10 protein-coding genes are annotated in these 13,414 nt (G+C 45.5%); all 10 read right to left on the bottom strand.

The window, feature by feature from the left end:
* Positions 1–9 precede the first annotated feature (9 nt).
* The 10 genes from EYS05_RS15965 to EYS05_RS18250 all read right to left on the bottom strand — a co-directional run bounded on the left by EYS05_RS15965 (position 10) and on the right by EYS05_RS18250 (position 13,296).
* A complete protein-coding gene (locus EYS05_RS15965; RefSeq protein ID WP_138277540.1) occupies positions 10–1,023 on the bottom strand; it encodes a rod shape-determining protein in 1,014 nt (337 codons plus the stop codon).
* Between the two features lie 16 nt (positions 1,024–1,039).
* The gene (gene radC / locus EYS05_RS15960; protein WP_138277539.1) at positions 1,040–1,747 is read right to left on the bottom strand and encodes a RadC family protein; all 708 of its coding nucleotides are present in this window, start codon (positions 1,745–1,747) and stop codon (positions 1,040–1,042) included.
* A 105-nt stretch (positions 1,748–1,852) separates the two neighbouring features.
* Complete coding sequence (locus EYS05_RS15955) at positions 1,853–3,454, bottom strand: NAD(P)/FAD-dependent oxidoreductase (RefSeq protein WP_138277538.1); 1,602 nt, start codon at positions 3,452–3,454, stop codon at positions 1,853–1,855.
* On the bottom strand, positions 3,451–4,656 hold the full coding sequence (locus tag EYS05_RS15950; RefSeq protein WP_138277537.1) for an NAD(P)/FAD-dependent oxidoreductase: 1,206 nt from the start codon (positions 4,654–4,656) through the stop codon (positions 3,451–3,453). The genes EYS05_RS15955 and EYS05_RS15950 overlap by 4 nt, the downstream gene beginning before the upstream one ends.
* The gene (locus EYS05_RS15945) at positions 4,653–5,927 is read right to left on the bottom strand and encodes a methionine gamma-lyase family protein (RefSeq protein WP_138277536.1); all 1,275 of its coding nucleotides are present in this window, start codon (positions 5,925–5,927) and stop codon (positions 4,653–4,655) included. Before EYS05_RS15945 ends, EYS05_RS15950 begins: the two co-directional genes overlap by 4 nt.
* A gap of 21 nt (positions 5,928–5,948) precedes the next feature.
* A complete protein-coding gene (miaA, locus tag EYS05_RS15940; protein WP_138277535.1) occupies positions 5,949–6,902 on the bottom strand; it encodes a tRNA (adenosine(37)-N6)-dimethylallyltransferase MiaA in 954 nt (317 codons plus the stop codon).
* A gap of 27 nt (positions 6,903–6,929) precedes the next feature.
* The gene (gene mutL / locus EYS05_RS15935) at positions 6,930–9,041 is read right to left on the bottom strand and encodes a DNA mismatch repair endonuclease MutL (RefSeq protein WP_138277534.1); all 2,112 of its coding nucleotides are present in this window, start codon (positions 9,039–9,041) and stop codon (positions 6,930–6,932) included.
* A 5-nt stretch (positions 9,042–9,046) separates the two neighbouring features.
* Positions 9,047–11,665: a DNA mismatch repair protein MutS gene (gene mutS / locus EYS05_RS15930; RefSeq protein WP_138277754.1), complete on the bottom strand. Its 2,619-nt coding sequence runs from the start codon at positions 11,663–11,665 to the stop codon at positions 9,047–9,049.
* 167 nt (positions 11,666–11,832) lie between these two features.
* Entirely contained in the window at positions 11,833–13,116 is a 1,284-nt protein-coding gene (locus EYS05_RS15925; protein WP_138277533.1) for a tyrosine-type recombinase/integrase, read from the bottom strand.
* A 78-nt stretch (positions 13,117–13,194) separates the two neighbouring features.
* The gene (locus tag EYS05_RS18250) at positions 13,195–13,296 is read right to left on the bottom strand and encodes a hypothetical protein (RefSeq protein WP_442858075.1); all 102 of its coding nucleotides are present in this window, start codon (positions 13,294–13,296) and stop codon (positions 13,195–13,197) included.
* Positions 13,297–13,414 lie beyond the last annotated feature (118 nt).

Below are 13,414 nucleotides of genomic sequence, written 5' to 3'. Positions count from 1 at the left end.
TATGCCCCTTTACAGTTTTTTCTGCTTTACCGGCTGGGCCCATTTGCGCAGGTTTCTGTCGCGGATGATTTTTTCCAGGCCGTATGCTGCAGAAGTTTCATACAGATCAGAAAGATTAAAGGCAAATCCTGTATAGCTAGCCAGATAGTTATCTATATAAGGCAGCCGTGTACTGCCGCCGGTCAGATAAATGCCCTCTTTTGCAATATGATAAGCGATCTGTGGCGGGGTACGTTCCAGAAAAGATTTCATCTCTGCTGCGATCTGGTTCACACAGTTGGCGATCCCCTCATTAACAACGTAGGCAGAAATAACTTCTTCTCGTGGAAGTCCGGAAATACTGTCGATCCCGACTACTTTTCGGGCTTCTTTTTTCTGATCGTTCAGTCTTCCCATAACTACTTTCAGACGTTTTGCAGTTCGTGTTCCAATCTGAAGATTATAATGTTTTCGGATCTCGCTGCAGATAGATTCGTTCATCTGTCTGCCTCCGATGGGGATCTTACGGCTAATGATGATCTTGCCGTCGGTTATGATGGAAAACGCTGTGCTCTGTGCACCGATGTTTACGATCATGCTTCCCTGATTCTTTTCAGGGTCGATTCCCATGGCAATGGCATCTGCAATAGGGGACTCCACCATAAAAACACGGTTTTTTCGCAGCCAGTGGCCATTGACCAGATAATAATATGCTCTCTTTTCGATAGCCGTCATATCAAGTGGCACGGAAAAATACATGTCTGCTCCGAGACCGGATGTATGATCGATCTTTTTTATCATGCTGTAAAGGACGATCTCCTGCAATTCCAGATTTGCCAGCATACCGAAAGCCATGGGAGAATTTACGGAAATATCCGCAGGTGATTTTTCAAACATTTCATAAGCTTCGTTCCCTATGGCAAGGATCCGGCGTCCTCTGTAGGCTACCATGTTCTTTTCTATGTAACTTTTGTTTCTGAAAAATGAATAGACTTTTACAGAGCTGCTTCCAAGGTCTACTCCGTAATTATTTCTAAAAAGCATAAATCCGTCCCTTCACTTAAGTATATTCATCAAAAATCCCTTTTTCGCGGAAACTGACATACCTGTGATCACCGATGATGATATGATCCAGAAGATGGATGCCGAGGAGTTCACCGCAATGATAAATCCGTTCCGTAACATCCAGATCAGCCTGACTGGGGGATGGATCACCACCCGGATGATTGTGGACCAGGATCAGGTTCACCGCACGATATTTTGCAGCTTCTACAAAGACTTCTCTTGGTGTGATCAGTGTGGCATTGACTGTACCGCGGCTTAAAAGCTGTTCACCCGACAAATGGTTATGTCCGTCCAGCATCATGCAGTAAAGCAATTCCTGTTCTTCATGCCGGAGCCGCTCCATATAATATTTCGCAATGGTTACCGGATGGTGAAAAGACAATTCCGGTTTTGCAGCTGCGGTTGCCATACGCTTGGAAAGTTCCCCGATACATTTCAGCTGTACGGCTTTTACCTTACCGATCCCATGGATCTTCATCAGTTCCTGAATGGAAATATGAAACAGTCCAAGCAGGCCACTGTATCCGGTCTGTTTCGATAAATTCAGGATTTTATCTGCCAGAGTCAGGGAACTGGATCCCTGTACGCCACAGCGCAGAATCACGGCAAGAAGCTCTCGATCGCTTAAGGACTGTTCTCCTTCCCGCAGACATTTCTCATACGGGCGCTGATAATCTGGCATTTCCATTATAGTATCTTTCATATGATTTCCCTTTTCGCTCTCGAAGAAGGGGATGCAAAATTGCAGAAGTTATTTTAGCATAAAAAAGCAGGGATGTACACTCTATCCCGGAAATTTCCACTTTTTTCATATTTTGTTTACAGGCAGGGCATAAACGGAAGCGACTGCTTCTGCCACCTTGATCCCGTCCATCGCTGCGGATGTAATGCCTCCGGCGTAACCGGCGCCCTCTCCGCAGGGGTAGATCCCTTCTATATTGGAAGTGAGCTTTTTCGGTTCCCGAACGATCCGTACAGGAGAAGAGGTACGGCTTTCTACTCCTTCCAGCAATGCATCCGGCCGGTCAAAACCGGAAAGCTTTTTTCCAAAAGCATGGATTCCTGCTTCAATGGAATCGCCGATCTCTTTCGGGAAAATACTGCGGACATCGGTAAGTGTATAAGCTCCTTTGATACAGGGGATCACATCTCCAAGCCTGGTACTTTTCTGATGTGTACAGTAATCTTTGAAAAGCTGTACCGGGATTTTTCCGTTTCCGGCTTCCCAGGCAGCGCGCTCCAGTTTTCTCTGCAGAGCGATTCCGCCGAGAACTCCCTCTTCAGGAAAATCAGAAGGGTTTACCGTAACGATGATAGCACTGTTGGCATTATGACTGTCACGTGCCTGATAGCTCATACCATTCACTGCAAGCATATCTTCTTCAGAAGATGCATTTACAACATATCCGCCGGGACACATACAGAAAGAATAAACGCCACGTCCGTTTTCCAGTGTATGGGTAACCTTGTAGCTGGCTGCACCCAGACGGTCGTTTTCCGGTTCTCCGTAAAGATCCTGGTTGATCATGGTCTGCGGATGCTCCACGCGTACCCCCACCGCAAAAGATTTCGGCTCCATATTTATATTGTGTTTATCCAGCATGGCAAATGTATCTCTGGCGCTGTGGCCGGGAGCAAGAATACAGATTTCTGCCGGTATTTCCTCTTTTGCATTGACAATGACTGCGTTAAGCTTCCGGTCACGGATTATCAGATCAGTTACTGTGGAACGAAAACGGAATTCCCCGCCCATTTCTTCAATCTGATGACGCATAAACTGAACGATACCTACAAGCTGATCTGTGCCAAGATGAGGCTTTTGCTGGTAAAGGATCTCAGAAGGAGCTCCTGCCTCCACAAATCGGGAAAGAACCTCCCTTCCTCTTCCAAAAGTATCTTTTACCAGAGTGTTCAGCTTTCCATCGGAAAAAGTCCCTGCACCGCCCTCTCCGAACTGTACATTGGAATCCGGATCCAGGATGCCGTTTTTCCAGAAATTTTCCACGGTTTCCTGTCGTTTGTCTGCTTCTTCTCCCCGTTCCAGTACCAGTGGACAGTACCCGGCTTTGGCCAGGTACCAGGCACAGAATAATCCTGCAGGTCCGCTTCCGATCACTACAGGACGATGGGACAGAGTTTCAGAGCCAGATGAGGGAAAATGATATTTTTTCTCAGAGGTTAACATAATATTTTTATCGTGAACCTTTTTGAGGACACGGGATTCGTTATCCAGTTTAATATCTACAGTGTAGACAAATTTTTTTTCCTCTTTGTGCCGGGCATCCAGAGATTGTTTTCGGATCTCATAGGTGAACGGCTGATTTCCAAGACGAAGCATTTTTGCTATTTTTCGGTGAAGCTGCTCTTCTGTATGGGTGATGGGAAGCTTCAGCTGTGTGATCCGGATCATTTTTCTTCCTCCTTTGCTGCCCAGATACCGGCGGCAGCTCCGCTTGACCATGCCCACTGCAGGTTATAGCCTCCGCAGGTACCGTCAATGTCAAGGAGCTCTCCGGCAAAATAAAGACCTTTATGAAGTCTGGACTCCATGGTTTTGCTGTGAACTTCAGACGTATCCACTCCACCGGAACAAACCTGTGCCTGTTCAAAGGAAAGGCCGTTTTTTACCGGGAGACGAAAATCGGTGATCCCGCGGATAAGATCCTTCTGTGCACATAAAACACGGATCAGTTTTTCAGGAAAAAGTCCGATGAGAAGTTCTTTTTCTGTTTTGTAAGGGCAGGCTGCTTTTCTGTGCTCCAGGTATTCTTCCAGCTCTTTCCGGTTCAGTTCCGGAAAAAAATTTATGGAAAGCTCCACATTTTTGTTTTCATGGACGGCACGGATAGCATAGCGGGAAATCTGGAATACCGGGATCCCGGATACACCGTAATCAGTAAGCTGCAGCTCTCCCTGCTGGGAGACTGTCGGTGTGCCGTCTATATAAAGTGTTATCGTCCCTTCTGTTCGTACACCACTCCAGCCGGAAAAAGAATTCCCCTTACATTTCAGAGCTGTCAGAGCTGGAAGGGGTTCGATCAGATGATGTCCAAGACTTTTTGCAATTTCGTATCCGCTTTCGCAGGAACCTGCAACGGAAGAAGCACGGGAACCATTTGCAAGGATCACGGCATCACCACTGTAGGTCCATCCGTCCGTATGGATCTTCCACTGTCCGTCTGCAAAAGACACGTCGGTAACAGTCTGATTGGTTTTCAGCTTTACCTTCAGGCTGCGTGCCTTCATGACAAGAACATCTACTACACTCTGTGCCTGGTTGCTTCGGGGATAGATCCATCCGTTGCGGTCTGTGGTACAGATTCCCAATTCCTGAAAGAATTTCAGAGTTTTTTCCACAGGAAACTGTGCCAGAGCATCTTTGGCAAATTCAGGATGAGATCCCCGGTAAGCGTTTTCATCCTGATTCAGGTTCGTCATATTACAACGGCCATTTCCCGTAGCACAGATTTTTCTGCCGGGACGGTCATTTTGTTCCAGAACCGTAACTGCAGCTCCGTTTACAGCAGCCTGAATAGCTGCCATAAGACCGGAAGCACCGGCTCCTACGACAAAGATCTGTTTTTTTAAGTCCGGTCCTTCGGATTTTTTCATAATCTCACAAGTTCCTTATCAACCATATACTGAAGAGATTTCAGGATTCCCAGCTTTGCATGCTCCCAGGTAAGACCACCCTGGAAATAAACTGCATAAGGAGGTTTCATGGGGCCATCGGCAGAAAGCTCAATGGAAGAACCCTGGATGAAAGCACCTGCTGCCATGATCACCTGACTGTCATATCCCGGCATATCCCACGGCTCCGGTGTCACAAAGCTGTCTACCGGTGCAGCAGCCTGGATACCCTGACAGAATGCTACAAGACCCTCTGGTGTTCCGAGGGTGACCGCCTGGATGATATCCTGACGTGGTTCTGTGCTGTTTGGAACTACCGGGAAACCAAGCTTTTCATAAATGTTCGCTGCAAAAACAGCGCCCTTTAAAGCTCCTTTAGTGACCATCGGTGCAAGGAAAAATCCCTGATACAGAGAACGGTTTACACCAAGAGTTGCACCGACTTCCATGCCCAGTCCCGGGCAGGTCATACGGTAGGAGGCATTTTCCACACAGTCTTTTCTTCCTGCGATATATCCGCCGATAGGTGCCAGACCACCGCCTGGATTTTTGATCAGGGAACCCACCATGATATCCGCACCTACATCACTTGGCTCGATGGTATCTACGAACTCTCCGTAGCAGTTATCTACCATACAGATTACATCCGGTTTGATCTTCTTTACAAAAGCGATCAGCTCACCGATCTGTTTCACAGAGAAAGAAGGACGGGTCTGATAGCCTTTGGAACGCTGGATGGTTACCAGTTTTGTTTTTTCATTGACTGCTTTTTTGATGTTTTCGTAATCAAAGGTACCGTCCTCAAGAAGATCTACCTGACGGTATTTTACGCCATATTCCGCAAGAGAACCATTGGACGGACGGATTCCGATGACTTCTTCCAGGGTATCATATGGTTTTCCTACAGGGGAAAGAAGCTCATCGCCCGGGCGTAAGTTTCCAAACAGTGCAATGGCAAGTGCGTGGGTTCCACAGGTAATCTGCGGGCGGACCAGGCAGGCTTCTGTGTGGAACGTATCCGCATAGACCTGCTCCAGGGTCTCACGTCCAAGATCATTATAGCCATAACCGGAGGAAGCTCCGAAACATGCTTCACTAACACGGTTTTTCTGCATGGCATGGATAACCTTCATCTGGTTGTACTCTGCAGTTTTATCAAATTTTTCAAAACGTTCTTTCAGGGAATCTTCTACAGTTTTACCGAAATCATAAACTGCGGAAGAAATTCCAAGCTGTGCATATAATTCTTTCATGATCATTTTTCCTTTTTTATTTTATTTGGCAGGCAGGATTCCTTTTTCCCTGCATACAGAAAGCATATAGGAAAGAATCCTGCTGTCATCGTAATCAAAGTTATCTTTATCTACCCAGGTTACCTCGCCTTCTCTTCGAAACCAGGTAAGCTGGCGTTTGGCAAAATGTCTGGTGTCACGTTTCAGGATACGGACGGCTTCCTCGTAAGAGTATTCTTCGTCCATCCAGTCCAGAATTTCTTTATAGCCCAGTCCCTGCATGGAAACCATTCCTCTGTGACAACCCATCTCACGAAGTTTTTTTACTTCTTCTACCAGTCCGTTTTTCAGCATTTCATCCACTCTTGTGTCAATGCGTTCGTAGAGAAGGGGACGTGGTGCGTTCAGGACAAAATAGGCCAGGGCATAAGGGCTGGTATGCTCCTTCTGCTCTTCATTATGTTCGGAGATCCGGGTACCGTTCTGTTTATAAAATTCCAGGGCACGGATCACACGCTTGACATTGTTCTCATGGATATCTTTGGCTGATTTTGGATCAACCTTGGCAAGCATGTCGTGGAGAAATGAAGGGCCTTTCTGCTCTGCCAGTTCTTCCAGCTCCCTCCGGTAATGGTCATCCTGGTTGGAACTGGTAAAATCAATGTCTCTGGTTACGGACTGAATATAAAATCCTGTACCACCTACCAGGATCGGGATCCGGCCTTTGGCGTAAATTTTGTCCATGGCTTCTTTTGCCATCTGCTGAAAAAGAACGATATTAAAATCCTCTGTGGGCTCCAGCACGTCCACCAGATGATGGGGAACACCATCCATTTCTTCTGGTGTGATCTTGGCGGAACCGATATTCATGTGGCGGTAAACCTGCATGGAATCCGCGGAAATGATCTCTCCGTTTACTGCTTTTGCAAGGGCAATGGAAAGTTTTGTTTTTCCCACGGCAGTAGGGCCGGTAAGGACGATAAGAGGTTTTTTCATATATTTCCTCCGTTTATAATAGGTATCTTAAACGATACGTTTGAATTTTTTTTCAATCTCTGTCTTACTCATGGCAATGATGGTTGGCCTTCCGTGAGGACAGTTATATGGATTTTCCAGTGTCAGAAGTTCATCGATCAGCTTGTCGGCTTCCTGGGAGGACATGGAATGATTGCCTTTTACAGCAGCTTTGCAGGCCATGGTCGCAAGCCTTGCGGTAAAAAGTTCAAAGGCATCTTTGGAACCGTCTGCGTTAAGATGGTCCAGCATTTCCAGAAACAGTTCTTCCTCTGTCATCCCTAGAAGACTGGATGGAACCGCACTGATGCTGTACTCTCTTCCGCCAAAAGGCTCGATCTCAAAACCGAAATCCCGGAAATACTTTTCGTTTGCTTTCAGAAGGTTTTCTTCCTCAAGGCTGAGTGAAACGATCAGCGGCGGGCTTACATACTGGGACTGGATGTTCTGAGACTGAAACAGCTTTACGAATCGCTCATAATATACTTTTTCATGAGCAGCATGCTGGTCAATGATATAAAAATTATCCTCGAACTGTACCAGCCAGTAGGTGTCAAACAGCTGTCCGATCAGCCTGTGGCGGCTTCTGGATTCAGGAGCAAGAAGCCGTTCTTCAAACAGTTCCAGCTGTTTTGGCGGTTCCTGTTCCTGAGATTTGATCGGTTCGTTGTCTACCTCAGGAGGTGCCGATTCAGCAGGCTTTTCAGAAATCACTTCAGAATCTGCTGTTTCTGCAGCGGAATTTTCATTTCTTCCATCTTTTAATGTTCCGGAAAACATTTCCTCTTCTTCTTTTGTAAAAGGCTGCGATCCATATACGGGGTTTTCCCGCAGAGAATCCACATGCTTGTATTTATCTGCAGAAGAAGCTGAAGAACTGTGAGCTGTTTCAGCTGAGCCATAGGAGGCGGTACCATTTGTCGACTTATCATAAGGCATCGATGGAACCGGCGTTGTACGTACTTCAGAAGCTGCCGGTGCAGTATGGGAAGCTATATTTGCCGTCCGGTTCGGGTGACCGTACATCTCCTGCCGCCGTTTTACTTCAAAAGGCTCCGGAATATTTCCTGGCTTTATCTGTTCTTTGCGGGATGTCGGTTCGTCTTTTCCCACAGATACCTGAGGAATCAATTCTCTGTGGGTCAATGCCTTGCGGACAGTTTCATAAATGGCAGTATAAACTTCGGTTTCTCTGGCAAAACGCACCTCTCTCTTTGCGGGATGCACATTAACATCCAGGTCATTGCCATCCATTTCGATCCGAAGGGAGACAAACGGAAATTTATGCTGCATGACAAGTCCCTTATATCCGTCCTCAATGGCTTTGGTAATGATCTTGTTTTTAACATACCTGCCATTGATATAATAATTCTCAAAAGTACGGTTTCCTCTGGAAATCTCCGGTTTCCCCACAAAGCCCTCGATCTTCATGAAATCATTTTCATAGGAAACATCCAGAAGCGCCTTGGCAATCTCACGTCCGTAAACACTGTAGATCACATCTTTTACACTGTAGTTTCCGGAACTGGAAAGCTTCACCTGACGGTTCTGGATATATTTAAAGGAGATTTCCGGATGGGAAAGCGCCAGCTGCTCCATCAGAGTATTGATGTAACCGGCTTCTGTCATATCGGATTTCAGGAATTTGCTTCTTGCAGGTGTATTGTAAAAGAGGTTTCGAATTAGAAAGGTTGTTCCCTCGGGTGCCCCCATTTCCTCCAGAGACTGTTCTTTTCCGCCTTCGATCACATAACGGGTACCACTGATCCCGGAAGGCGTCTTTGTGATCAGCTCCACCTGGGAGACAGCGGCAATACTAGAAAGTGCTTCACCACGGAAGCCAAGAGAGGCAATGTGGGTCAGGTCTTCTACCTTTTCAATTTTACTTGTGGCATGGCGGAGAAAAGCAAGCGGAACCTGCTCTGCATCCATTCCGGAGCCATTATCCGTGATACGGATCAGCTTTTTTCCACCGTCTGTGATCTCCACAGTAATAGCGGTAGCACCTGCGTCAATGGCATTTTCCACAAGCTCTTTTACAACAGAGGAGGGGCGCTCTACGACCTCTCCTGCTGCGATCTTATCAATGGTATTCTGGTCTAAAACTGCAATTTTTTTCAAGGGTATCACCACCGGTTCTTAATTTTGTTCTGCAGGTTATAGAGAATATTCAAAGCTTCCATTGGTGTCAGATTTCCAATCTCCAGGTTTTTGATCTCTTCAATGATATCATTGTCCTGTACCGTGTCAAACAGTGACATCTGTGCCATATCTACCTGATCGTAGGTGATTTTCTGCTTTTTCTTTGGAGCGGTCAGATCTTTTACAGCTGCGGTGATATCTGCATCACTGAGCTCCTCTACCAGTTCCTTGGCACGCTGGATCACGGAATCCGGAACTCCGGCAAGCTTGGCTACCTGGATACCATAGCTTTTATCTGCTCCGCCTTTTACGATCTTACGCAGAAATACGATGTCGTCGCCTTTTTCCTTGACAGCGATACAGTAGTTGTTGACACCGGAAAGCTTACCTTCCAGTTCGGTAAGCTCATGATAATGGGTCGCAAATAAGGTCTTGGCGCCGCAGAGTTTGGTATTGCTGATGTGTTCGATCACTGCCCAGGCAATGGAAAGACCGTCAAAGGTACTGGTTCCACGTCCGATCTCATCCAGGATCAGAAGACTTCGGGAAGTGGCATTACGAAGAATGTTGGCAACCTCTGTCATCTCCACCATAAAGGTACTCTGTCCGCTTGCAAGGTCATCGGATGCTCCCACACGGGTGAAGATCCGGTCAACCACACCGATATTCGCACTGTCCGCAGGAACAAAGCTTCCGATCTGTGCCATCAGTACGATCAGCGCTGTCTGGCGCATGTATGTGGATTTTCCGGCCATGTTCGGTCCTGTGATAATGGAGATGCGTTTTTTGTGGTTGTCAAGATACGTATCATTTGGAATGAACATATCGTTTTCAATCATTTGTTCCACAACCGGGTGGCGGCCATTTCGGATATCAATGAGGCCGGTTTCATTGATCTTGGGCCGGACAAAGTTATTCCTCTGTGCAACCAGTGCAAGGGAAGCAAAAACATCCAGAGCCGCTACTGCCTTTGCAGTACGCTGGATACGGACAACCTCAGCTCCAACCTGATCACGGATATCTGAAAACAGTTCAAATTCTAATGCATAAAGTTTATCTTCCGCTCCAAGGATCAGATCCTCCAGATCCTTCAGCTCCTGGGTGATGTAACGCTCTGCGTTGGTAAGAGTCTGTTTGCGGATATAGTTCTCCGGCACGAGATCCTTGAAGGTGTTGGTAACTTCTAGGGAATAGCCGAATACACGGTTATATTTGATCTTCAGGCTCTTAATACCGGTGTGTTCTCGCTCTCTTGCTTCCAATTCAGATAACCACTTCTTTCCATCTGTCCGGGAGCGGCGGAATTTATCCACATCTTCGTTATAACCTTCCCGAATGATACCGCCGTCCTTCTGGGCAAGGGGCGGATCATCAGCAATGGAATTACGGATCAGAGCGGTAATGTCTGACAGTGGATCCATGTCTTCGTTGATCTGCATAAGCAGCGGAGATTTAAATTCTGCAAGGATCTGCTTTATATACGGCAGCATTTCCAGGGAAGAGGCAAAGGAAACCAAATCTCTTGGGTTGGCGGATTTATAGCTGATACGGCTTATCAGACGTTCCAGATCGTAGATTGGATTTAAGTATTCTCGGATCTCATCACGTTCCATAGGTTTTGCGTTCAGTTCTTCCAAGGCACCAAGTCTCTTTTCAATTTCCTCTGCATCAATCAGAGGCTGTTCCACATAAGAACGAAGGGTTCTTGCACCCATGGCGGTTTTGGTCTTATCCAGAACCCAGAGAAGAGAACCTCTTTTCTGCTTTTCGCGCATGGTTTCCACAAGCTCAAGGTTACGACGGCTGGAGCTGTCGATGAGCATATATTTTTCAGCAGAGTACGGGCGGATGCTTGCCATATGGGAAAGTGCTGTTTTTTGTGTTTCCTTCAGATACAGGAACAGTGCACCGGAGGCAATAATCCCGCTGTCATAATCTCCGATCCCGAGACCTTCCAGATTTCCTACGTGAAAATGCTCTTTCAGGGTTTTCTGACACAGCTGGTCGTCAAAGTACCAGGGATCCAGAGCAAATACACAGATCCCAAGACGCCCCTTCAGATCCGCTACATCCACACCGCTTAAAAGAAAGGCGTCGTTGCAGATGATCTCTGCAGGTGTAAATTTATTGATCTCATCCAGAAGCTTCTGTGGTTTATCCAGTTCTGTGAGAAAACAGTCACCGGTTGTGATATCTGCAATTGCACAGCCAAAATGATCTCCGATGGAGACAATGGACATCAGATAATTGTTTTTGGACTCGTCCAGTGACATGGTATCCAGAGTAGTTCCCGGTGTGACAATGCGGACAACCTCTCGTTTAACAAGACCCTTGGCTTTTTTCGGATCTTCTACCTGTTCGCAGATGGCAACCTTATAGCCCTTTTCAATCAGCCGGTTGATATAAGTTTCCGCAGCATGAAAAGGAACGCCACACATGGGCGCTCTCTCTTCCAGTCCGCAGTCTTTTCCTGTAAGTGTAATTTCCAGTTCCCTGGATGCAGTCAGTGCATCCTCAAAGAACATTTCATAAAAATCGCCCAGACGGTAAAAAAGGATACAGTCGCTGTACTCTTCTTTGGTCTTTATGTATTCTTTCATCATCGGTGATAATGTACTGGTATCAGCCGGAAACCCAGTGTTTATGCGGGTTGCGGATGCCTCATATTCTTTTTTGACCCACTTTTGACCCATTTTTTTTTCTTCTTCAGTGTTTCTTGCTTTTTCCAAATATTTAAACCTCTTCCTAAATTGTCATTTTATCAGTAAAATTAGCTTTCTTTTCCATATTTTTTATCGTACCGTTCGTATTCATCTTTCACATACCCCTGTTCAAGATGCGTATAATATTCTGTCATTTTCTGAGTAGAATGACCACTAATCTTACCTACTGTAGCTGGTCCCATTCCAGACTGAACACATCTTGTTACAAAAGTATGACGAAAACTATGCGGAGTTACCTCTAACATTTCTGCTTCCCGACCCTCTTTTTTGGCCACCAGTGATTCCTGCTTATTTACAATATTTTTGATTCGTTCGCATTCATCTTCAGCATTGACAGGAAGATAGCTCATTCCTGTAGATGTTGTAAATATCAGCCCAGGGTATTTTTCCAGAAGCTCATTTTCAGCACCCCATTTCTTGCCTAATACTTTTTTGTCCTGGTCCTGTTTTTCTTTCCAGTTTCTAAAAGCTTCAATTGCGATATCTGGCAGCGGAATCAGTCTGACACTTTTCTTTTTTTTCGGGGATGTAATCTGCGTAATATAATATGGCTCTGTAAGTCTCTTTCCCTGCTTGTCATAATACAATTTAACTCTGTTCAACGTTTTGTATACACGGAGATATTTTTCATCAAAATTAACATCTCTCCATTGTAGGGCAAGCGCTTCACCTATACGCATTCCCGTATGCATTAAGATCAAGAAAAGCTCCTCGTAACGGTTTCCTTCAATAGTTTCCAGAAAACGGTGGCTTTCGACTGTACTAAGACAATTCTCTTTTGCATCCAAATTTTCTTCTGCTGGTTCTGCCAATGTTTCTCCCGGTACCTCTTTAGAAAGCTTAACATCTGCTGTGGGATCCGATGGAATCATTTTACTGGCAGCTGCCCTCTCAAACATTTGATGCACGATACTTAATGATTGTATTATTGAAGTCCGGGCATATCCCTCGTCCTCCAGTTTCTTTATCATGCTAAGAATATGTTCCGGTTTGACCTCTGCCAGCTTCATATAGCCAATGTATTCCTCAGTTCTTCTAAAACCATCTTCATAATTTCTTATTGTAGTTGCTTTGATCTTAAAAACTTTATAGAGTTCCATCCATTTCTCATACCATTTTGAAACAGACATACTCGAATCAAAGCCCGGGACTCCCGGAAGAACTTCTGTCAAATACATATTTCTTTGTTTTTTCAACTGTTGCAAGTTTGTTCCATAAATCGAAAAAGGCGGTTTGCCAGAACCCTTAATTGTGATTCTGGCCTCATAACGCCCATCTTTTCTTTGGCGAATCCCTTTACCTATTTCTTTACCTTTTAGATTCTTTCCCATAACATCACCATCCTCTTTCCATTAATAGATGATCATGCATGGCACTGGGCTTAATTTTAACACAACCCCTAAAACCTTTCAAGACTGCCGATCAATCCATTTCTGAAATTTTTTCTTATCAATCAGGGTTCTTCGCCCAATTCGTACCATGAAGGTATTATTCTTCATAAGAGTTCTCATGGTTTTCTCTGAAAGGCCTGTGAGTTCACAGGCTTCCTTGACCGATATAAGAATCTTATCGTTATCTGCTGCTTGTGTTTTTTTATGTATCATATATATTACAGCCAATATCTGCAGG

Origin of the sequence: Blautia sp. SC05B48, assembly GCF_005848555.1 — a bacterium.
In the GTDB taxonomy this organism is placed as follows: Bacteria; Bacillota; Clostridia; order Lachnospirales; family Lachnospiraceae; genus Blautia_A.
The sequence above is the reverse complement of the archived record's forward strand: the minus strand, read 5'-3'. Positions and strand labels throughout refer to the sequence as shown.